Annotated in this window: 23 protein-coding genes, 1 tRNA gene and 1 pseudogene; 14 read left to right on the top strand and 11 right to left on the bottom strand. The window is 54.4% G+C overall.

Going from position 1 to position 21,380, the window contains the following annotated elements:
* Positions 1–6 precede the first annotated feature (6 nt).
* The 4 genes from M2118_RS07770 to purD all read right to left on the bottom strand — a co-directional run bounded on the left by M2118_RS07770 (position 7) and on the right by purD (position 3,390).
* The gene (locus M2118_RS07770) at positions 7–465 is read right to left on the bottom strand and encodes a hypothetical protein (protein WP_280795375.1); all 459 of its coding nucleotides are present in this window, start codon (positions 463–465) and stop codon (positions 7–9) included.
* 51 nt (positions 466–516) lie between these two features.
* Positions 517–1,173 (bottom strand): YczE/YyaS/YitT family protein, encoded by a 657-nt coding sequence (locus M2118_RS07765; protein WP_280795374.1) that lies wholly within the window; start codon positions 1,171–1,173, stop codon positions 517–519.
* A gap of 61 nt (positions 1,174–1,234) precedes the next feature.
* Positions 1,235–2,122 carry a phosphoribosylaminoimidazolesuccinocarboxamide synthase gene (locus M2118_RS07760; RefSeq protein ID WP_280795373.1) on the bottom strand — a complete coding sequence of 296 codons (888 nt, stop codon included), beginning with the start codon at positions 2,120–2,122 and terminating at the stop codon, positions 1,235–1,237.
* Positions 2,122–3,390: a phosphoribosylamine--glycine ligase gene (gene purD, locus M2118_RS07755; protein WP_280795372.1), complete on the bottom strand. Its 1,269-nt coding sequence runs from the start codon at positions 3,388–3,390 to the stop codon at positions 2,122–2,124. Before purD ends, M2118_RS07760 begins: the two co-directional genes overlap by 1 nt.
* 69 nt (positions 3,391–3,459) lie before the next feature.
* Between purD and M2118_RS07750 the strand changes: the two genes are divergently transcribed.
* Positions 3,460–4,815: an FAD-dependent oxidoreductase gene (locus tag M2118_RS07750; RefSeq protein ID WP_280795371.1), complete on the top strand. Its 1,356-nt coding sequence runs from the start codon at positions 3,460–3,462 to the stop codon at positions 4,813–4,815.
* A 53-nt stretch (positions 4,816–4,868) separates the two neighbouring features.
* On the opposite strand, the gene M2118_RS07745 is transcribed toward M2118_RS07750, so the two are convergent.
* Both M2118_RS07745 and M2118_RS07740 read right to left on the bottom strand, forming a co-directional pair.
* Positions 4,869–5,279, bottom strand: coding sequence for an arsenate reductase ArsC (locus M2118_RS07745; protein WP_280795370.1), 411 nt, complete (start codon positions 5,277–5,279; stop codon positions 4,869–4,871).
* Complete coding sequence (locus tag M2118_RS07740) at positions 5,269–5,949, bottom strand: MIP/aquaporin family protein (RefSeq protein WP_280795369.1); 681 nt, start codon at positions 5,947–5,949, stop codon at positions 5,269–5,271. The genes M2118_RS07745 and M2118_RS07740 overlap by 11 nt, the downstream gene beginning before the upstream one ends.
* 262 nt (positions 5,950–6,211) lie before the next feature.
* Here M2118_RS07740 and M2118_RS07735 point away from each other — a divergent pair, with 262 nt between their 5' ends.
* Complete coding sequence (locus M2118_RS07735; protein WP_280795368.1) at positions 6,212–6,538, top strand: ArsR/SmtB family transcription factor; 327 nt, start codon at positions 6,212–6,214, stop codon at positions 6,536–6,538.
* A gap of 5 nt (positions 6,539–6,543) precedes the next feature.
* Here M2118_RS07735 and M2118_RS07730 read toward each other — a convergent pair whose 3' ends face one another.
* Positions 6,544–7,227, bottom strand: coding sequence for a response regulator transcription factor (locus M2118_RS07730; protein ID WP_280795367.1), 684 nt, complete (start codon positions 7,225–7,227; stop codon positions 6,544–6,546).
* Positions 7,224–8,366, bottom strand: a complete 1,143-nt coding sequence (locus M2118_RS07725; RefSeq protein WP_280795366.1) for a sensor histidine kinase — start codon at positions 8,364–8,366, stop codon at positions 7,224–7,226. Before M2118_RS07725 ends, M2118_RS07730 begins: the two co-directional genes overlap by 4 nt.
* A 177-nt stretch (positions 8,367–8,543) precedes the next feature.
* Between M2118_RS07725 and phoU the strand changes: the two genes are divergently transcribed.
* The 7 genes and pseudogenes from phoU to M2118_RS08885 all read left to right on the top strand — a co-directional run.
* Positions 8,544–9,209, top strand: a complete 666-nt coding sequence (phoU, locus tag M2118_RS07720; protein WP_280795365.1) for a phosphate signaling complex protein PhoU — start codon at positions 8,544–8,546, stop codon at positions 9,207–9,209.
* Positions 9,210–9,385: 176 nt separating this feature from the next.
* On the top strand, positions 9,386–10,480 hold the full coding sequence (gene pstS / locus M2118_RS07715; RefSeq protein WP_432418395.1) for a phosphate ABC transporter substrate-binding protein PstS: 1,095 nt from the start codon (positions 9,386–9,388) through the stop codon (positions 10,478–10,480).
* A gap of 135 nt (positions 10,481–10,615) precedes the next feature.
* Positions 10,616–11,512, top strand: a complete 897-nt coding sequence (gene pstC, locus M2118_RS07710; protein WP_280795445.1) for a phosphate ABC transporter permease subunit PstC — start codon at positions 10,616–10,618, stop codon at positions 11,510–11,512.
* Positions 11,512–12,582 (top strand): phosphate ABC transporter permease PstA, encoded by a 1,071-nt coding sequence (gene pstA / locus M2118_RS07705; RefSeq protein WP_432418394.1) that lies wholly within the window; start codon positions 11,512–11,514, stop codon positions 12,580–12,582. The genes pstC and pstA overlap by 1 nt, the downstream gene beginning before the upstream one ends.
* A 29-nt stretch (positions 12,583–12,611) precedes the next feature.
* Complete coding sequence (pstB, locus tag M2118_RS07700; protein ID WP_277494625.1) at positions 12,612–13,391, top strand: phosphate ABC transporter ATP-binding protein PstB; 780 nt, start codon at positions 12,612–12,614, stop codon at positions 13,389–13,391.
* A 67-nt stretch (positions 13,392–13,458) separates the two neighbouring features.
* Positions 13,459–13,818 carry a hypothetical protein gene (locus tag M2118_RS07695; RefSeq protein WP_280795364.1) on the top strand — a complete coding sequence of 120 codons (360 nt, stop codon included), beginning with the start codon at positions 13,459–13,461 and terminating at the stop codon, positions 13,816–13,818.
* 15 nt (positions 13,819–13,833) lie between these two features.
* Positions 13,834–14,115, top strand: a pseudogene (locus M2118_RS08885) (hypothetical protein); the annotation flags it as partial.
* A gap of 106 nt (positions 14,116–14,221) precedes the next feature.
* Here M2118_RS08885 and M2118_RS07690 read toward each other — a convergent pair.
* Positions 14,222–15,547 (bottom strand): aspartate aminotransferase family protein, encoded by a 1,326-nt coding sequence (locus tag M2118_RS07690; RefSeq protein WP_280795362.1) that lies wholly within the window; start codon positions 15,545–15,547, stop codon positions 14,222–14,224.
* A gap of 155 nt (positions 15,548–15,702) precedes the next feature.
* Here M2118_RS07690 and M2118_RS07685 point away from each other — a divergent pair, with 155 nt between their 5' ends.
* Together M2118_RS07685 and M2118_RS07680 are read left to right on the top strand one after the other, a co-directional pair.
* Positions 15,703–16,731 carry an alpha/beta hydrolase gene (locus tag M2118_RS07685; protein ID WP_280795361.1) on the top strand — a complete coding sequence of 343 codons (1,029 nt, stop codon included), beginning with the start codon at positions 15,703–15,705 and terminating at the stop codon, positions 16,729–16,731.
* A 4-nt stretch (positions 16,732–16,735) separates the two neighbouring features.
* On the top strand, positions 16,736–18,316 hold the full coding sequence (locus M2118_RS07680; protein WP_280795360.1) for a carboxylesterase/lipase family protein: 1,581 nt from the start codon (positions 16,736–16,738) through the stop codon (positions 18,314–18,316).
* On the opposite strand, the gene M2118_RS07675 is transcribed toward M2118_RS07680, so the two are convergent.
* Positions 18,317–18,772 carry an Lrp/AsnC family transcriptional regulator gene (locus tag M2118_RS07675; protein WP_280795359.1) on the bottom strand — a complete coding sequence of 152 codons (456 nt, stop codon included), beginning with the start codon at positions 18,770–18,772 and terminating at the stop codon, positions 18,317–18,319. It abuts the gene before it with no gap.
* A gap of 90 nt (positions 18,773–18,862) precedes the next feature.
* Between M2118_RS07675 and M2118_RS07670 the strand changes: the two genes are divergently transcribed.
* Entirely contained in the window at positions 18,863–19,801 is a 939-nt protein-coding gene (locus M2118_RS07670; RefSeq protein WP_280795357.1) for a DMT family transporter, read from the top strand.
* On the opposite strand, the gene M2118_RS07665 is transcribed toward M2118_RS07670, so the two are convergent.
* Positions 19,798–20,286, bottom strand: a complete 489-nt coding sequence (locus M2118_RS07665; RefSeq protein WP_280795356.1) for a YajQ family cyclic di-GMP-binding protein — start codon at positions 20,284–20,286, stop codon at positions 19,798–19,800. The two genes, M2118_RS07670 and M2118_RS07665, sit on opposite strands and share 4 nt — an antisense overlap.
* Positions 20,287–20,349: 63 nt before the next feature.
* Here M2118_RS07665 and M2118_RS07660 point away from each other — a divergent pair, with 63 nt between their 5' ends.
* Together M2118_RS07660 and M2118_RS07655 are read left to right on the top strand one after the other, a co-directional pair.
* Positions 20,350–21,117 carry a hypothetical protein gene (locus M2118_RS07660; protein WP_280795355.1) on the top strand — a complete coding sequence of 256 codons (768 nt, stop codon included), beginning with the start codon at positions 20,350–20,352 and terminating at the stop codon, positions 21,115–21,117.
* A gap of 82 nt (positions 21,118–21,199) precedes the next feature.
* Positions 21,200–21,284: transfer RNA gene (locus M2118_RS07655), tRNA-Tyr, on the top strand.
* Positions 21,285–21,380 lie beyond the last annotated feature (96 nt).

Here is a 21,380-nt window from a genome sequence, read left to right as displayed (position 1 = left end):
TATGGCTTATGTTCGAGAAATACAGAGAGCGTTGAGATCAACCTGGCTCGGCGGCCTGGCTCGTGCCTGTCCAAGCCGAGAAAGTTTCTTATGGATTGGTTCAGGCACAGCAATCACAAACCTTCGAGCAAGCACTTGTGTGTAATAGCGCAAGCCAAGAAATGTCAGCAGGCTGAGTCCAGCAGTAATCATGATGGTACCCAAGATGTTTGCTGTCTCAGCATTCTGGTTTGTTCCCACTGCAACGAGAGTCTTCGATTCTGAGGTATCCATGTTCATCACTTCAGGTGCAATATCTGAAGACATATTCATGACAGTGCCATCACCCATGATGTGACTCATGGGTGATGTAGAAGATGCTTCAAGAGCTGAGAAGCACACTGCGTGAAATACTGGCGCCAAGCCAAAAAGGAACGCCACAGTCACCATGGCGAAAATCGCGGGTAAACCTGCATGACGTTTCATAGTCCACATTGTTACAGAACAACCTATGAAGGAGCTATGAATCGATTCCGCCTAGTGGCCTTCGAGATCTTCTGGCTCTTTCACCTTGTCGAGATTGAACCAGGGGAGCATCACGTGAACCACGGGACCAATAGTGAAGGCATAAAGAACTGTTCCTAAGCCGATTGTGCCACCGAAGGCCCAGCCCAATCCCAGGACAACAACTTCAATGGCCGTGCGAATCAGCCACAGTGGCTTTCCTGTGCGCTTGACCAGACCCGTCATCAGGCCATCACGAGGGCCAGGGCCTAAGCCACCACCGACATACATCGAAATGCCAACGCCGTTAATGAAAATGCCCACCACGAAATACACAACACCGAAGAGGAAGTTGGAAGCAGTGGGGATCCAGGCATAAAACACATTGATGGAAATGCCAATAGTGATGGCATTCATGATGGTTCCGAGCCCCAGCTTCTGCTTGAGGAAAATCCAGAGGAACATCACAGCAAAGCCAACTATGACGACGACGGTTCCAATGGAAACACCGGTCAAGAAAGAAATGCCCTGGTGGAATGCATCCCATGGGTCCAGGCCGATGGCTGCCCGCAGCATGATGGCAAAAGCCAAGCCGCACACGATGAGGCCTATCTCAACCAAAATGACGCGCTTCCACAATGGGGCACCCGTGCGGGGCACCTCAAAGATGGCGTTGAGCAGTCGGCGCATAGTCTCAGGCTAGGCGGTGTGGTGCACTGAGTGAAAACATCGCCAAAGAATTGTTACGCGACTAGCCCAGCATGCGCGTGATGAGCTCGCGATAGCGATCTGCAGTGCGCTCGACAATGTCGGCAGGCAGCACGGGAGGTGTGCCGGTCTTGTCCCAGTTTGCAGAAAGCCAGTTACGGACAATCTGCTTATCAAAGCTGGTCATCTTCTCTGCAGCGGTGGTGCCGGCTGCATAGGCAGCAGCATCCCAGTAGCGAGAAGAGTCAGAGGTGAGAACTTCATCAGCGAGAGTGATCACACCACTCTCGCGGTCGCGACCGAACTCGAACTTGGTGTCAGCCAGGATGATGCCTTTGGCTGCAGCAAGCTCGGTAGCTCTGTTGAAAATCAGGAGAGACAGGTCACGTAGTGCGGTCGCATCTTCTAGACCCACCAGCTCAACGGTGCGCTCGAAAGTGATGTTCTCGTCGTGCTCACCGAAAGGAGCTTTCCACGCAGGGGTGTAGATCGGCTCGGGGAGCTTGTCGCCGTCCTGCAGGCCTGCGGGCAATGCAATGCCACACACGCTTTGGCTCTCCTGGTATTCAAGCCAGCCACTGCCGGAGAGATAGCCACGCACCACGCACTCAACCGGGAACATGTCCAGGTTGGCCACAAGCATTGCTTTGCCCTGAACCTCGGCAGGGATGTCTCCCTCACGCAGGTGGTTGGGAACACCCAGCTGGTCAAACCACCACATGCTCAGCGTGGTGAGGAGTTCACCCTTGCCAGGAATGCCGGGCTCGAGTACGTGATCAAAAGCGCTGACGCGATCACTGGCCACAACCAGAACGCGTGGAGTGGACTCCAGCGTCTCACCAGCGGGGACATAGAGGTCACGGACCTTGCCGGAATAGGCATGGGTCCAGCCATCCAGAGAAAGTTTCTCGCCACCCGTGAAGCCAGACATTACTTGGCAACCTTTTTGGCGATGTCGGTGCGGAACTGGCCACCCTCCAGCTGAATCTTGGCGAGGCCTTCATACGCACGTGAACGTGCTTCGGCGAAGTCCGCGCCGCGGCCGACCACGCTCAGGACGCGACCACCGGTGGCAATGAGGTCACCATCCTGGACAGCGGTTGCTGCGTGGGTGACGTGAACACCCTCGATGCTGTTGGCGTCATCAATGCCGATGAGCACGCGACCGGTCACAGGAGTCTCGGGATAGTTCTCGCTGGCGAGAACAACGGTGACAACAGCTTCGTCGGAGAACTCGGGACGGGGACGTCCAGCGAGAGTTCCTTCAGCAGAAGCCAGCATGAGCTCCGACAGGGGAGTCTTCAAACGGGGAAGAACAACCTGAGTCTCAGGGTCTCCAAAGCGAGCATTGAACTCAATGACGCGGATGCCCTTGGCGGTCAGAATCAAGCCGCAATAGAGCAGACCCTGGAAGGGGGTGCCTTCTGCTTCGAGCTGGCGCACAGTCGGGAGAGCAATAGTTTCGATGACCTCGGTCACGAATGCCTCTTCGCTGCCGAACTGATCAGCAAGCCAGGGCAGTGGTGAGTAGGCACCCATTCCACCGGTGTTGGGACCTTCGTCGTTGTCCTTCAGGCGTTTGAAGTCCTGAGCTGGAGACAGCGGCAGAACATCGTGACCGTCAGCAAACATGAACAGGGAAACTTCTTGGCCATCGAGGAATTCCTCAATCAGCACCGAGCCCTGGGTCAGGTAGTGAGAGGCGTGGGCAACTGCTGCATCGCGGTCGTGGGTGACCAGCACACCTTTACCAGCTGCAAGGCCGTCGGCCTTGATGACGTAGGGGGAGCCGTAGTCATCAAGAGCAGTCTCAGCATCTAACAAAGTAGAAACCTTGATGGCGCGACCGGTGGGAACACCGGCTTCATCCATGATGCGCTTGGCAAAGGTCTTCGAGCCCTCGAGAGCAGCAGCAGCTTGGTTAGGACCAAAGACGGGAATGCCCATCTCGCGCAGTGGGTCTGCAACGCCGGCAACCAAAGGAGCTTCGGGGCCGACGACAACCAAATCAACGTCTAAACCTTCAGCGAGGAAGGCCACAGCTTCAGGGTCGAGGATGTCTGTGGTGACGCAGGGAACATCGTGCGCGATGCCTGCGTTGCCGGGGGCAACGGTGATCTCGTGGTCAGCATTTTCGGCGAGCAGGGCGGTAACAATTGCGTGCTCACGTGCGCCGGAGCCAAGAACCAGGATTTTCACCTCTTAAGCCTATTGCCCCCAGCTAAACTGGGGATTCACTTGACTGACACGTAAGAGGATTTATACCCCGTGAACAAGCTTCGTCTGGCCATTGTTGGCGCCGGTCCCGCTGGTATTTATGCAGCAGATATTGCTCTGAAGGCAGAGCGCGATTTCGATATCTCTATCGATCTCTTCGAAACCCTTCCTGCCCCTTACGGACTCGTTCGTTACGGCGTTGCCCCTGACCACCCCCGCATCAAGGGCATCATTGGCGCACTGCGTGAGGTGCTCGACCGCGGCGACATCCGCCTCTTTGGCAACGTCGAATACGGCGTGGACATCACAATGGATGATCTGAAGAAGCACTACAACGCCGTCATCTTCTCCACCGGTGCCACCAAGGATGTTCCCATGAACATCCCCGGCATCGAACTTGAGGGCAGCTACGGCGCAGCTGACTTTGTCAGCTGGTATGACGGTCACCCTGACGTTCCTCGCACCTGGCCGCTGACGGCTCAGTCTGTTGCCGTGATTGGTAACGGCAACGTGGCGCTGGATGCAGCTCGCATGCTGGCCAAGCACGCTGATGATCTTCTCGTGACCGAGATCCCTGATAACGTCTACCAAGGCCTCAAGGCTTCTCCTGTTACTGATGTTCACGTCTTTGGTCGTCGCGGACCTGCCCAGGCGAAGTTCTCTCCTCTTGAGTTACGTGAACTCGGTGAACTGCGTGACGTCGACATGATCGTCTATGACGAAGACTTCGACATTGACCCTGCGAGCCAGGCACTGATTGATTCCAACAAGCAGGTATTCGTTCTCAACAAGGTGATGAACGAATGGCGCACCCGTGAGACCGGCAAGGCCTCACGCCGTCTGCACCTGCACTTCTATGCCAACCCACTCGAGGTTCTGGGCGATGCTGACGGTAACGTCACCGGTTTCCGTTACGAGCGCACAAAGCCAGATGGCAAGGGCGGCGTGGTCGGCACCGGTGAAATCCGCGAAGTCGAAATCCAGGCCTACTACCGTGCCATTGGTTACTACAGCTCTCCCTTGAAGGATGTTCCCTTCGACGCAGCCAAGGGCGTTATTCCAAACCATGAAGGCCAGGTCATTGACGAATCTGGCAAGCAGATCCCAGGTACCTATGCCACGGGCTGGATCAAGCGTGGCCCAGTTGGCCTCATTGGTCACACGAAGAGCGACGCGATGGAAACCATCGCGCACGTTCTTGCTGATCAGGCAACCTGGTGGACTCCAGAAGAGCCTGAAGAGGGCGCCATTGTGGATCTGATGAACAGCCGCGGCATCGAATACACCACCGCTGAGGGCTGGTCTGCACTGGACGAATACGAGCAGAAGCTCGGTGAACCAGAGGGACGTGCTCGCATTAAGGTCGTTGACCGCGAGACCATGCTCAAGGCTTCACGTGCTGAATAAGTAGTACTTAACGAACTATGGCCACCCAACAGGGTGGCCAAAGTTATTTGCTGCTAGAACTTCTCGTCGATCTCAGCGATGAGAGCTTCGATCTTGCCGCGGATCTCATCACGGATGGGGCGCACAGCGTCAACGCCCTTGCCTGCGGGATCTGCAAGTGGCCAGTCCAAGTACTTCTTACCGGGGAAGAAGGGGCACTTGTCGCCGCAGCCCATGGTGATGACGTAGTCAGATGCAATGACTGCTTCATCGGTCAGAACCTTAGGAGTGGACGAGCCGAGGTCGATTCCCTCTTCTGCCATGACAGCAATTGCTGACGGGTTGACCTGGTCGCGAGGTTCTGTTCCAGCTGAGAGAACCTCAACACGGTCACCCGCGAGGTGCTGGAGGTAGCCAGCAGCCATCTGTGAGCGTCCTGCGTTGTGTACGCAGACGAAAAGAACGGTTGCTTTCTTATCCGACATGATTTTCTTTCTTGTTGGTGGAGTCGATGATGGCCCAGGCCAGCACAGCACCGAGTGCTGCGCCAATGAGCTGGGCGAGAACAAAGGGACCGACAGACGCAGGGGCAATACCGGCAAAGCTGTCGCTGAAGATGCGACCAATAGTCACGGCAGGGTTGGCGAAAGACGTAGAAGAAGTAAAGAAGTAGGCAGAGCCGATCCATGCCGCCACAGCAAAGGGAACGAAGCGGGCTTGGTCGCGGGCAATGAAAACCAGAATCACGACGAGCAGACCGGCGGTGGCAACAATCTCGCCGATGAAAAGTCCGGGCGAAACACGTTCAGTTGCCGCGATCTGAATGGGTGCCTGGTCGAACATGACATTCGCCAAGATTGCCCCGCCGATGGCGCCAGCAATCTGGGCGATGACGTAGGGGAGGACATTCACGCCAGGCTGTAGTTTCTTTGCCCACAGCACCAAGGTGACAGCAGGGTTAAAGTGAGCGCCACTGATGGGTCCCAGAATCAAGATAAGAAGTGCCAGCACAAAAATGGTGGAGAGCGTGTTGATCAACAGCGCAACACCAGGATCACTCGACATCTGTGTCCCCATGATTCCTGAGCCCACGACGGTGGCAACAAGAACGAGAGTTCCAAAGAACTCTGCGAGGGCAAGTCTGAGAGTGTTCATATTTCTATTCTGAGTGCAGTGGAGTTGGTTTGGACAAGAGTGAAGCCCCATCTGTTTCAAGAACGGGTGGGGCTACTCAGCAAGTGATTAGCAGCAGCCAGTGTCGCCGCAGCAACCGCCGTCGCCGCCCGAGATTACGTTGAGCTTGATCATGGTTATTCCTTTCTCTCATGTTGAGATGAATGGAGCATGAATCGAAGTTTATCGATTCGTTAATACTGTAGCACTGTCATATCGATAAATGTCAATATATACTTTTGCTATGTCGACAACACAGGAACTCACCTCAACTGCACTGCTCGCACAGCAGCTCAAAGCTTTAGGTGATGAAACCCGGTTGAACCTCTTGCTCAAGATTGCAGGTGCCAACTGTGTTGATGGCGCGTGCATCTGCGATCTGACACCAGATACAAACCTTGCTCAGAGCACGGTGAGCCACCACATGAAGTTGTTGGTAGATGCTGGGCTTCTGACCCGTAGCCAAAAAGGCAAGTGGGCCTACTTCTCACTCACCCCAGCAGCAAGCAATATTTTGATCGCTCTGAACGTGGGACCAGTCAGCACGTCTGATTCCTGCTGCGCTGACTAAGCATCTTAAGCGTCGAAGCGATATCCCAGACCACGCACCGTGACCAGGTTCACGGGCTCAGCAGGGTCTGCTTCAATCTTGGAGCGCAAGCGCTTGATGTGAACATCAAGCGTCTTGGTGTCTCCGTAATAGTCACTACCCCAGACGCGGTCAATTAATTGACCACGAGTGAGGACGCGGCCCACGTTGCTCATCAGGTACTCCAGGAGTTCAAACTCTTTGAGTGGAATAGCAACAAGAGCACCTTGAACGTGAAGGGTGTGACGATCTGCATCGAGTCGGATACCTGCGATATCAATGACACCGTCGTCCTCGAAAGCGTCATCCTTCACATTGCGGCGAAGAACAGCCTTGATGCGGGCCAGCAGCTCACGAGTTGAGTAGGGCTTGGTGACGTAGTCGTCAGCGCCCAGTTCCAATCCCACAACCTTGTCCACTTCAGTGTCCTTAGCGGTGAGCATGATGATGGGGATGTTTGAGGTTGTGCGAATCTGGCGGCACACCTCATTGCCCGGGACCTTGGGGATCATCAGGTCGAGCAGGATGATGTCAAAGTTGCCATTGGCAAAGATGTCGAGGGCCATCTGGCCGTCTTCAGCTATCTCAACTTCAAAGCCTTCGCGGGTGAGAAGGAATGAAAGAGTTTCGCTCAAGGAGCTTTCATCTTCAACGAGCAGGATGCGGGTCACGCGGAGGTGTCCTTTCCAGGGGTTATTGCTTCCGGGATTCTGATGGTGAACGTAGAGCCCTTGCCGGGGGAAGACCACACGCGGATGTCTCCACCGTGGTTAGAAACAATGTGCTTCACAATGCTGAGGCCTAAGCCACTCCCACCAGTGGATCGTGAACGGGCTTGGTCAGTTCGATAGAAGCGTTCAAACACACGCTCTGACTCATCCTTGGTCATGCCGATTCCTTGGTCAGTGACGGCAATTTCAATGAAAGAATTACGGCGGACAGCCCCGATGCCAACCTGAGAGTTATCGGGGGAGTAATGAACAGCGTTAGCAATGAGGTTATTCAGGGCGACAGTCAAGCTTTCGGCATCACCATAAATAACAGCATCTAGATCACCGCCGGTGGCCAGCTTGATCTTGCGGGACTTAGCCATCACTCGGTTTTGTTCCAGTGCGTTCATCACCACAGTTTCGACCGTGACCGGTGCAAACTCGGCAAGAGCACCTTCTGCCTGGAGGCGAGAAAGTTCGATGATCTCTCGAGTGATTGCTCCGAGGCGCTGAGATTCTTTCGTGAGTCGTTCTGCGAAGTGACGGACGGTGTCTGGTTCATCAGCAGCTTCGACAAGTGCTTCAGCAAGAAGTCCCACAGAGGCAATCGGTGTTTTTAGTTCGTGGCTCACGTTGGCTACGAACTCACGACGGACATCATCTAGACGCTGGTATTCGCCGCGATCAATCACAGTGAGCAGCACGAAACGGTTACGAAACGGTGAGGCGTGAACGGTCACCGTGAGTGTGGCGTCACCGAGCGGTCCGCGGGAGATCTCGAAATCTTCCCGAGAAACACTTTTACCCTGCGCAGCTTGTTCGGCAATTAACACAAGTTCGGGAATCAGAAGGCGGCCATTGCCAGAAAGACCCAGACGGCTCGTTGCTTCGGAGGCAACCAGGACGTTGAGTGATTTATCGAGAACAAGAACGGCACCATCGAGTTTGTTCACTAATTGCGCGACTCCGCGAGGAAGGTCACCAGAAGTTTTCTCGTTGTCCATTCTGCGTTGGCGCAGCACCCACATAATGAGAAGGACAACGGCGACACCAGCAATGGCTCCAACCCCAAGGGCGAGCAATACAACAGATGCCGACATGATGCTCTAACGGTAACCCACCACGTGCCTCTCTCAAAAAGAAAAAGGGCAGGAGTAGGGTTGAAACGTCAACTGTTAACCAGACTCGCTCTTTACGTTAACCTTCGTGACACAGCGGATTCACCATCACGGGGCTTACTTAGAGTGCGGTTGACCACAACTATTTAAGGAACCATCATGCGCGACGTATTTCAGCAGGAACTTCACGAAGTTCAGCAGCGCCTTGTAGAAATTGCCGAACTTGTTGCCGAAGCAATGCGTAAAGGTACAACTGCATTCCAGACCAGTGACATTGCACTTGCCGAACAGGTCATCGAAGAAGATGCCCGCATCGACGAGCTTGCACTCACTCTCGACGAACTTTCTATCCAGATCCTCGCTCGCCAGCAGCCCGTAGCGCGCGACCTTCGTGTTGTCGTCAGCGCACTTCGCATGAGCGCTTCTCTCGAACGTATGGGTGACATGGCTGAGCACCTCGCACAGCTCACTCGCTACCGCTTCCCTGACAAGGTCATTGCCAAGGGTCTGCGTTCAACCTTTAAAGAGATGGGTGAACTCGACATCAAGATTGCTGAGAAGCTGATCAAGATGCTCAAGACCCAGGACATGAAGTTCGTTGATGCCATCCGCGACATCGATGACCAGATCGACGCACTTCACTTGTCTGTCTTCGACAAGGTTCTGAGCGAAGCCTGGGGCGGCACTTCGATGGACACGGTTGATGCCACCTTGGCAAGCCGCTACTACGAGCGCTTCTCAGATCACGCCATCTCCATTGCACGCAAGGTCAAGTACCTCTCAACTGGTGAATGGGCTCCTGAACTTTCTTCTGAAGAGGCCTAAAAACTTTGAAACAAAAACCCCGGTTTCCCCGGGGTTTTTGTGCTTAACCTGCGAATTATTAACCGTTCATCTCCTGTTAACCTTGCGTGTGCCAGTAGGTCACCAAGCCCTCTTACAGTGAACTCAGGATTCAAAAAGAGTCCACACACCAAGAAAAAATCCTGAAAGGATTTCACGTGAACATCACGCGTTTCGGCCGCCCCATGGCAGCTATTGCAATGGCAGCAACCGCTGCACTCGCACTCTCCTCTTGTGCGGCAAACGAAGAAGCAGCTCCCGCAGAGGTCAGCACTCTTGCTGGTTCTCTCGTAGGCGCAGGCGCATCCAGCCAGGGCTCAGCTCAGGAAGCATGGATCGCTGCATTCCAGACCGCAAACCCCGACGTCACCATCACTTACGACCCCTCCGGTTCCGGTGCTGGTCGCGAGACCTTCATTGCTGGTGGATCTAACTTCGCTGGTTCTGACTCTTACCTCAAGGACGAAGAGCTCGCTCTTCCCTTCGCAGCATGTGCAGCTGGCACCCTCCCATTCGAGGTTCCTGCTTACATCTCCCCCATCGCAGTTATCTACAATGTAGATGGCGTAACTGACCTGAACCTCGACGCATCCACCATTGCGAAGATCTTCTCGGGCGCAATCACCTCATGGGATGACGCAGCAATCGTTGCACTCAACCCCAAGGCAAAGCTTCCTGCACTCGCAATCACCGCAGTTCACCGCTCGGATGACTCGGGTACCACCAAGAACTTCTCTGACTACCTCTTCCAGACCGCTAAGGCTGACTGGGCAATCGAGAAGCCTGCTGACCCATTCCCCTTCCAGACCGGTGAAGGCGCACAGGGCACCTCGGGTGTTGTTGACGCAGTCAAGAACGGTACTGGAACCATTGGTTACGCAGACGCTTCGAAGGCTGGAAAGCTTTCTGTTGCAAACATCAAGGTGGGCGACAAGTTCATCAAGTACACCCCTGAGGCAGCAGCAGCAGTTGTAGCTAACGGTGCAGCAGTTGACGGCCGTGACGCATCTGACATGGCAATCAAGATTGACCGCACCACCACTAACCCAGCTGAGTACCCCATCGTTCTCGTTTCTTACCTCATCGGTTGCAACGAGTACGCAGAAGCTGGTGTAGCTGACCTGGTCAAGCCTTACTTCGAGTACATCCTGAGCGAGCAGGGTCAGGCAGATGCAGCAGCAGCAGCTGGTTCCGCTCCACTCGATGCAGCAACTGCCAAGAAGGCATCTGCAATCGTTTCAGCAATCAAGTAACACCCTTTGATGCCCGGTCTGGGGAATCTCTTAGATTCTCTGGACCGGGCATTACCAAAATCCCCCTATTTGCAGTAAGAAGGACTCGTGGCTATCGAAGTTCAGGAATCGACCCAGGCTAAAGCTCCTGGTCGTATGGGAGACAAAGTCTTCTCGACCTCTAGCCTCGTCGCAGGATCTCTCATCCTTGCCGTCCTCGCTGCAGTCGCCATCTTCTTAGTTGCACAAAGTCTTCCTGCGTTCCTCGCAGACCCCGCAGATGTCAATGACGGACAAGGTTTCTGGACCTACGTCATTCCATTGGTCTTCGGAACAATCTGGGCTGCCGCCCTCGCACTCGTGATTGCCCTTCCCTTCGCAATCGGTATCGCACTCTTCATCTCCCACTTCGCGCCCCGCAAGCTTGCTCAGGGTTTGGGATATGTCATTGACCTCCTGGCAGCTGTTCCTTCGGTCGTCTTTGGCCTCTGGGGCATCACCGTTCTGGCTCCCGCTGTGCAGCCTTTCTATTCCTGGTTGGTGGACAACCTGGGTTGGATTCCCCTGTTCGCCGGCCCCGTTTCCGGTACCGGTCGCAGCATCTTGACCGTGGCCGTTGTGCTGGCCGTCATGATCCTGCCGATCATCACTGCTCTTTCTCGCGAGATTTTCCTGCAGACTCCTCGTCTGCACGAAGAAGCTGCTCTTGCTCTCGGTGCTACCCGCTGGGAAATGATCAAGGTTGCTGTGCTTCCCTTTGGTCGTCCCGGCATCATCTCCGCCACCATGCTGGGTCTCGGACGTGCTCTCGGCGAGACCATGGCTGTGGCTATGGTGCTCTCACCTTCGGTGATTATTTCGTTCGCACTGATTCAGTCGCAGAACCCCACCACGATTGCTGCCAACATTGCGTTGAACTTCCCTGAGGCACACGACCTCGGCGTGAACGTACTGATTGCAACTGGTTTAATTTTGTTCCTCATCACACTGCTGGTGAACTCACTTGCTCGTATGGTGATCAACCGCCGCAAGGCATTCTCGGGAGCTAACTAATGACCGCCCTCGTAGTTCCCGCACCCACGAGTGCACGTCACCTGTCCAAGGCAGTGATGTGGATCACTGCCGGCGTGAGTGCGCTGGTTGCTTTTGGAATCTTTGCTGTTCTTTCTGCCGCAGGTATCTCTGAAGGCTTCAACATTGTCGCGGCAGTCTTTGTCTCGGCCATTTTGTTTGTTCTTCTGTCCTACGTGCTCTCTCGCATCGTGGAGGGCCGCCGTAAGGCGTCTGACCGCCTCGCTACGGGCTTGGTCACCACCGCGTTCATCGTTGCGCTGTTGCCTCTGGTTTCGCTCGTCTCCACGGCATTTGTCAACGGTCTTCCTCGCCTTGATCCCCTGTTCTTCAGCTCATCCATGCGTAACGTCGTAGGACAGGGCGGTGGTGGTCTTCACGCCATCATTGGAACACTCGAGATCACCCTTGCAGCAACAGTTATTTCTGTTCCTATCGGAATCATGACCGCCATCTACTTGGTTGAGTACGGCACCGGCCGTCTAGCTCGCGCAATCACCTTCTTCGTGGACGTGATGACCGGTATTCCCTCGATCGTGGCTGGTCTGTTTGCCTTCGCACTCTTCGCCATTGTCTTAGGTCCCGGCATCCGCTTCGGTATCGGTGGCGCTGTTGCTCTCTCGATCCTCATGATTCCTGTGGTGGTTCGTTCCACCGAGGAAATGCTCAAGCTTGTTCCTAACGAACTGCGTGAGGCGTCCTACGCCCTCGGTGTTCCCAAGTGGCTCACCATTGTGAAGATTGTTATCCCTACGGCTATCGGTGGAATCATCACCGGTGTGATGCTCTCCATCTCTCGCATCATCGGTGAGACGGCACCTTTGCTCATCATCGTGGGTATGAGCACGAGCATGAACTACAACCTGTTCTCAGACCGTATGGCTACCCTGCCCGTGTTCGTCTACACCCAGTACGCCAGCCAGGGTTCGGATGCCCAGGCATACATTGACCGCGCCTGGACTGGTGCACTCGTGCTGATCTTTATCGTGATGGCCCTCAACCTCATTGCCCGCCTCGTATCTAAGCTTTTGGCTCCCAAGGGCCTCCGCTAAGTTTCACCCCCACCGAAGAAGGAAATCTCGTGTCTAAGCGCATCGAAGTCAAAGACCTCAACGTGTACTACGGCAAGTTCAAGGCCGTCGAAGACGTTTCGCTCACCATCGAGCCCCGCACCGTCACCGCCTTCATTGGCCCTTCCGGTTGTGGCAAGTCCACCTTCCTCCGCACTCTGAACCGCATGCACGAGGTCATCCCCGGTGCTCGCGTTGAAGGTGAGGTCATGATCGATGGCAAGAACCTCTATGACGCAGACGTGGACCCCGTATTGGTTCGTCGCCAGGTGGGCATGGTGTTCCAGCGCCCCAACCCTTTCCCCACCATGTCGATTGCCGACAACGTTCTTGCTGGTGTGAAGCTCAACAACAACAAAATGTCGAAATCAGATGCTGAGCACTTGGTTGAGAAGTCACTCAAGGGTGCCAACCTCTGGAAAGAGGTTAAGGACCGTCTGAACCTTCCAGGTTCTGGTCTCTCCGGTGGTCAGCAGCAGCGTCTGTGTATTGCTCGTGCGATTGCCGTGTCTCCCGAGGTCATCCTGATGGATGAGCCTTGCTCGGCTCTGGACCCCATCTCCACCCTCGCAATTGAAGACCTCATTGATGAGCTCAAGGCGAAGTACACCATCGTCATTGTGACCCACAACATGCAGCAGGCATCTCGTGTCTCTGACAAGACCGCCTTCTTCAACATTGCAGGCACTGGTGAACCTGGAAAGCTCATCGAGTTCGATGACACCACCACGATTTTTGAGAACCCTCACGTTCAGGCAACTGAGGACTACATCTCTGGTCGTTTCGGATAAATCGAAACTTCTCCACACCTTTGGGAATTAGCTCATAGTCACTTTGGCTATGAGCTAATTTCGTTAAATGACCCAACGCCCAACAGCAATTGTTTATGTGGACGGGTTCAATCTCTACAAATCAAAACTCGAAAAACGTGGCGACCTCAAGTGGCTCAATTTAGAAGCCTTATTCGATCAAATTCTCCCCGAATATTCAGTAGTCAAAATTCATTTCTTCACTGCACGGCTCAAAGGGAAAGCAAATCCGGAAGACCCAGGAGCACCTGACCGACAAAGCACCTACCTTCGCGCGGTTTCGCAACTATCAAGGGTAGAAATTCACACATCAAATTTTTCAGTTATGCCTGGACGCGCGAGGCTATTCCAGGAGGACGTACCAGAGCCTCCCTCAACCTGGCTACCTGTGTGGAAAGTCCAGGAGTAGGGTTCTGACGTCAAACTTGCAGTTCAGCTGGTGTTGGACTCTTTAGATCGAAAAGCGGATTGTCTCGTGGTGGTGAGCAATGACTCAGATCTTTCTAGAGCCATAGAGGTAGCGACCACAAGATTTGGTTCAAAAGTTGGTGTAGTTCATCCGAAAGATTCTCGTTCGACCAAATTCGCTGAATACCCTCTTGAGTTCACTCGATTCATCAGAATCAGTGAACTAGCTTCTTCGCAGCTGCCCAGAGTAGTTCAGACTCCTCAACACCATATTGTGAGACCTTCAGGGTGGAAATGACGCAGGGCCCCGGTTTCCCGAGGCCCTGAACTCAATCCTGAGGAATGAGCGTAGTAATTGAATTCTAACTCAATTAACGGACAATAAAAGAATATTTTCCACAGGTTTAGGCGCTCAGTTCCGTGAGAACAGCATCAATGATGGCGAGACCTTCACGAGCTTCGTCCTCGGTGACCACACAGGGTGGCACCACGTGGAGGCGGTTATCAGCCATGAAGGGCAGAAGCTTGTGAGCCAAGAGTGCAGCCTTGAGCTTGCCCATCCAGGCAGCGTCAACGGGTTCCTTGGTGTCGCGGTTGGTCACGAACTCAACAGCCCAGAACACACCTGAACCACGGACGTCACCAATGATCTGGTGCTGGTCCTTGAGAGCGTTCAGGCCGGGGCCGAGAACTTTCTCACCGATCATCTTGGAGTTCTCGACGATCTTCTCTTCTTCCATCGCTTCGATGGTGGCCACGATGCTGGCACATGCCAGAGGGTGACCAGAGTAGGTGAGACCACCGGGGAAGACGCGTTCATCGAAGGCGTGAGCAAGCTCGTTGTTGATAATCACGCCACCAACGGGGATGTAACCGGAGTTCACGCCCTTAGCGAAGGTGATGAGGTCAGGAACCACATCGAACGCGTTGAAGGCGAACCACTCACCGGTGCGACCGAAGCCAGCCATGACCTCATCCAGGATGAGAACAATGCCGTACTTATCTGCCAGGGCACGAACACCCTTGAGGTATCCGGGTGGGGGAGTCAGAATGCCTGCAGTGCCGGGAACGGATTCAATCAGGAAGGCCGCAATGCTTGCAGAGCCTTCTGCTTGAATGGTGCGCTCGAGGAAGTGGAGGGCACGTTCGGTTTCCTGCTCAGGGGTGGTTGCCCAGTACTCAGTGCGGTAAAGGTAGGGGCCAAAAACGTGCTTGTGACCACGTGAGTATTCGTTAGGAATTCGACGCCAGTCACCAGTGGAGACAATCGCAGCGCCGGTGTTGCCGTGGTAGCTGCGGTAGAACGAAATGACCTTGTCGCGGCCGGTGTGCAGGCGTGCCATACGAATAGCGTTTTCGTTTGCGTCAGCACCACCGTTGGTAAAGAAGATCTTCTCGAATCCCTTGGGAGCGTGAGAGAGAATCTTCTGCGCTGCGAGGGCACGAATGTTGTTGGCGTGTGCAGGTGCCACCGTGGTGAGCACATCAGCTTGAGCCTTGATGGCTTCAATCACCTTGGGGTGCTGGTGGCCAATGTTGACGTTGACCAGCATGGAGGAGAAGTCGAGGTAGGTGTTGCCTTCGTAGTCCCAAATGTGGGCACCCTTGCCTCCAGCGATGACAAAAGGCGCGAGTGTGCCTTGAGCCGACCAGGAGTGGAAGACATTGCTGGTGTCCGCTTCGCGGACGCTGGCGTTGTCGGCAGGGTGCATCAGTGGTGATTCAGTCATGGTTTTCCTTTATGGATGCGAAATCTATGGCAAGAATGTGCTTTCGCTATCGAAAATGATAGTTCGCAGCCAATTTTCCTGAGGATTTTGTCAGTTCTGATGCTATTGGCTGGGTTCACAGTCACACAACATATTTCATAGGTCAGAATGGAAATGTGGAAAAGACAGTTGAGTGGAAACAAGACGTCCTGGGGGACGGCTTCCTCCAGTCAACGCTAGAGCTTGCTCCTGATTCCGAAGGTCCAGTTGTTGCCACCATCGTGAAGGCACCTGCACCTGTGCAACCTGGTTTTTTAAACAAGCTTCTGGGCAGATCATCACAGGTCGCTGCCAATACAGATGTTCTCTATATCCATGGTTGGTCTGACTACTTCTTTCAGAAGAACTTGGCAGAGTACTGGCGCTCGCAGGGGGCCCAGTTCTATGCCCTGGATCTGCGTAAGTATGGTCGCAGTATTCGTCCGGGTCAGTCAGACGGCTTCATTGACAACCTTGCTGACTACGACGAAGACATTGAAGCAGCTCTCGAAGTAATGGGCCACGGCTCCAAGAAGTCGGGAGCCAACGACAAAGCGCTCGAAGGTCGCAAGTTGGTCTTGATGGGTCACTCCACAGGAGGCTTGGTCTTCAGTTTGTGGGCGAATAGGAATCCCGGTCGAGCCGATGCGATTGTACTGAACAGCCCTTGGTTGGAGTACCAACTCACTGCTGCAGCTAGAGCACTGGTTGCCCCCATGCTCCGGGCTGGAACCAGAATCAACCCCAAGGCGCAGATGCCCAGCATTGACTTTGGTTTCTACTCTCGCACCGTGGACAAGAACAAAGACGGCGAGTGGGAGTTCAACTACGACTGGCGCCCAGAGCACGGCTTCCCTGTTCGACCTGCCTGGCTGAATGCCATCCTCACCGGTCATGCCCAAGTTGCTGCTGGTCTGGATATTCAAGAACCCGTCTTCACCTGGCTCTCTACAAGAAGCCTGTTGGTTCCCAAGTGGAGCCCGGACATGAAGAAGGCAGACATCGCCATCGATGTGAACATCGTGGCCGCCCGCGTTCACCAACTGGGCAAGCTCATCACCCTCTCCCGAATTGAGGGGGCCATGCACGACGTGGTTCTGTCTGCACGCCCGGTCAGAGCACACGCATTCGATGAACTCACCCGCTGGCTTAAGGCATACCTTTAGAACTATGGACGCATTCGCAGACCCCACACTTCTCGTCACCACCAAGGCGGGGATTGTTCGCGGTTCCCGCGATGGCAATACCCACCGCTGGCTCGGCATTCCTTATGCACAGCCACCCGTGGGCGACCTGCGCCTGAAATCCCCTCGAGCTGTGGAGCCATGGGCCGGTATTCGCGACGCCATTGAGTTTGGCAATGCTGCACCCCAAGAACCAACCAAGGTCATCCCACTTCCGGTCGGAGTCAAGATTGATGAAGACTGCCTCAACCTCAACGTCTGGGCACCCCCTCGCGCAGAGGGGGACACTCGTCAACGCCCAGTCATGTTCTGGTTGCATGGTGGTGCGTATTTCATCGGTTTCTCCGCACAGCCTGTCTATAACGGACGGGCGCTCGCCGAGACTGGCGATGTTGTCATTGTCACGATCAACTACCGCCTTGGTGCGCTGGGCTTTCTGGATTTCACCACGTTCAGCGATCCAGCTGACCCCTTTGAGTCCAACCTCGGAATGCGCGACATTGTTCTTGCCCTGAACTGGGTCAAAGACAACATTGCTGCCTTCGGGGGTAACCCAGACGACGTCACCATCTTTGGGGAATCCGCCGGAGCTGGATGTGTCACCACCTTGATGACCATGCCTTCGGCCGAGGGACTCTTTCATCGTGCCATTGCCGAGAGCTCACCGGCGACCAGTGTCTACAAGCCCGAGCGTGCTGCACTCGTCGCACAGGCTTATCTCGATTTGATCGGGGTAGAAGCAAAAGATGCTGCCAAGCGCTTGCGCGAGATGGATGCAGTCACGCTGGCCAAGCAGACCACGAATCTTCTTGACCATGTGGCAACCACCTGGCCAGGAACGGTTGCATTTGCTCCCATCGTGGACGGGGACTTGATCCCGGGCTATCCCGTGGCGGCGTTCCGTGCGGGTAAGCAGATCAAGGTGCCGTTGATCATTGGTACTAACCATGACGAAGCAGCCCTGTTCAAGATGATGAAGTCGCCACTGATGCCCATCAGTGAATCCTCCATCAACGAGATGTTTGAACTCGTGGCCAAAGACAACCCCAAGCTCAAGGATCTCGAACCTGGCATCATCGCTGAGTACCCCAACTTCCCGAAGCAAAAGGGCGGCATGGAAATTGCGCGCGATGCCGGATTCCGTATGCCTTCCATCTGGGTTGCTGAAGCACACTCCAAGGTTGCCCCCACGTGGATGTATCGCTTTGACCAAGCGCCACCGTTGATGAAGCTGCTGGGTATTGGTGCAAGCCATGCCACCGAACTCCCTTACGTCTTTGGCACCCTGCCCGACAAGCTCTCTGAAAAGAAGGCACTCCAGTTCCGTCTGGGCGGACTGAAGGAAGCTCGTGAAATCTCAGGGCGCATGATGGCTCGCTGGTTGAGCTTTGCTCGAACGGCAGACCCGGTCACCATCGACAGTGAAACAGGTGAAGAACTTTCCTGGCCTCGCTATGACGAAAACACTCGCACCACGTTGATTATCAACGGAACTGACACCATCGAGAACGACCCAGATGGCGACATTCGCAAAGCGTGGGGCGAAGAAGTTCTCGGATTTAAGTAACTAGTTCACGGGAAGTGGAGTGGGGGGCTTCGTCACTCCAAACGCGAAGGATGTTTCAATCGACGCAATACCGGGAAGTGTCCGAACATCGTCGCGTATGAACTCTTCGAATTCGGTGAGGTCTTTCACCATGACCTTTAGTAAATAATCCGCACCACCAGACATGAGGTGTGCCTCAACGATGCGGACAACGCCCCGGATGCGCTCTTCTAAATCAGCAACCACATCAGAGCTGTGTGAGTTCATCGTTATGCGGACAAAGGCCGTTACATCAAGACCTACAGCGCGTGGACTGATGCGAGCGGTGTATCCGGTGATCACGCCACTTTCTTCGAGTTGTCTCACGCGACGCAGACACGGTGAGGGGGAGAGACCAACTCGATCAGCGAGATCTTGGTTACTCAAGCGGCCATCTAGCTGAATCTCCCATAAAATCTGCTTATCTATGCTGTCCATATAACAATATTGGCAGAATATTGCGCAAAATACTTTTTTTGCGCGATAACTGGCAATCGACTGCTTCGTGTTTTTGCCTAGCGTTGAGGCATGAAGACAACACGAATGGTGTGGGGATATCTCGCCATGGGAGCAGTCGTTCTCATCTGGTCAACTTTTGCCTTGAGCATTCGTGCTGCCGGCAACACGTCCCTTACTGCAGGTGATGTTGCACTGTTGAGGTTCGGCGTTCCAACACTCCTACTCATCCCGGTAATTCCACAAAGCTTCCGTATCATGATCCGCCAGCCTTGGTACTGGACAGTGCTGATTATCATCGGGGGTGGTTTCCCATTCCTCATGCTGGTTCAGCTTGGGGGTGCGGCAACTTCTGCTGCTCTGGTGGGGACAATTCCACCTGGAACAATTCCGGTCTTCATTACAATCTTTGGTGCAATTCTCGGTGCGCACTTCACCGCCGTCCGATGGTTTGGCATCGCCTGCATCGCGGCAGGGGTCGTTGTGGCAATGCAAGGAAGCGGATCGGCACATCTTGCTGGAGTGGGATTGCTCCTCACGGCCGGGGCGTTGTGGTCTCTTTATGTCCTAGCTGTCTCTAAAACCCGTTATCGACCTCTCGACATTGTGGTCTTGTTGGCCGTTCCCTCATTTGGCATGACTGGCGTCTTCATCTCAACGGATCTGCTCCACACAACCTTCTTCACAGGCAATTCAGACCTCTCAGATGTATTGACCTACGCCGTGCTCCAAGGAGTTGTTATTGGAATCATTTCTACGTTGCTGTACTCATTTTCCATAACAAGCCTGGGGCCTAGTCGCGCAGCCTTGATGGGAAGTGTGAGTCCCGTGTTGACAACGCTGGGCGCCATTCCATTATTGGGTGAAACCCTAGCAATGGGCACAGTAGTCTGCTTGGTTTTGGTTTCTTCAGGGGCTTTGATCGCTAACCTCTGGGGCACAGCAGTGCCCTTAACGCACACGCGCAGCCGGCTAGGAGCCAGGCTGCGCGTGAAGAATGCGGTTGTTTAGCGGAAGTTCACAAATTGAAGTGCAACGGGAAGGTCTGCTCCCTTGAGCAGGGCCATGGTTGCCTGCAGGTCGTCACGGCTCTTGGATGAGACGCGGACTTCGTCACCCTGGATCTGAGACTTGACCGACTTGGGGCCTTCGTCGCGGATGAGCTTGGTGACCTTCTTGGCGTTCTCCTGGTCGATGCCTTCTTTCATCTTGGCTTCGATGCGGAATTCCTTACCTGAAGGGAAGGGGTCTCCAGCGTCCAGGCTGCGCAGGGAGATGCCACGCTTGATCAGCTTTGCTTCGAATACTTCGAGGATTGCCTTCACGCGCTCTTCCGAGTTGGCCTTCATGAGGACCTTCTCGCCGCTCCACTCGATGGAGGCGCCAACGTTCTTGAAGTCGTAACGCTGCTCAACCTCTTTGATTGCTTGGTTGAGGGCGTTATCGGTCTCCATTTTGTCGACCTTGCTTACTACGTCAAATGATGAATCAGCCATGAGTCCATGTTATCCAGCCCGTCCTCGGCTGATTGTCAGCCGGGGCTTAGAGAATGGATACAGATGGCATCCAAGAAAGTTCGACGTAACCGCACACTCATGGTGATTGCGGTGCTTGGTGTTGCCACGTGGGCTTTGGTGTCATGCACAACCTCGGGTGAAATCACACCAGATACCGGCCCTTTTGCCCCCGCGTTGGCGACCCCTCCCCACGTTGAAGGCCTAACACTGGACCAATTAGCCCACAGCGCGATCGCTGATTTGCCGGATCCGACCTGGGTGAAAGAAACCTCCCAACAAACTGGAATCCCTGAGCGTGCACTCACCGCGTATGCCGGAGTCACAATCGGCCTCTCAGTTGTCGATCCCGAATGCCACTTATCCTGGAACACCTTGGCTGGCATTGGCTGGGTGGAGTCCCATCACGGCACTATCTTTGGCGGGAAGATCTTGCCTAATGGCAACATGTCTGAACCCATCTTCGGCATTCCTCTTGATGGCAAGAACGACACCAAGGCATTGCCGGACTTTGATGATGGCAACTTTGACGGAACCGCAGAGTTTGATCGCGCTGTAGGCCCCATGCAGATTGTTCCGCCGACCTGGGCCGCTTGGCACAGTGACGGAAATAACGACGGCAACGAAGACGGACAGAACATCGATGACTCCGTCCTCGCAGCTGGCCGCTACCTCTGCTATTCCGGCGGGGATCTGTCCACTATCCCGGGATGGAAGGATGCGATCTATTCCTACAATCAAGTTCAGAAGTACATGGTGGACGTGGCAAACAAGGCCAATGAATACGCCAGCAAGGTTCCAGCAACCAACTAGACCTACAAGGATTTTCAACATTGGCTTTGTGCCGGTAATGTTGAGGGGCACTGAGTCTTGAGTAATCAAGACGAAATGCGATGGCGTGTTACCCAAGCGGCCAAAGGGATCTGACTGTAAATCAGACTGCTCAGCATTCGGGGGTTCGAATCCCTCACACGCCACCATTGTGATGTTCCAGGACATCGTGGACACCTGAACCCCCGAAACGGGGTTCAGGTGTCTTTTTATTTCTTGGGTTGATAGTTCTTGTGTGGATCGAT

The sequence above is a fragment of the Aurantimicrobium minutum genome, from assembly GCF_029892845.1.
Taxonomy (GTDB): domain Bacteria; phylum Actinomycetota; class Actinomycetes; order Actinomycetales; family Microbacteriaceae; genus Aurantimicrobium; species Aurantimicrobium minutum_B.
Note: the sequence above shows the minus strand (reverse complement) of the source record. Positions and strands in the feature narration are given on the sequence as shown.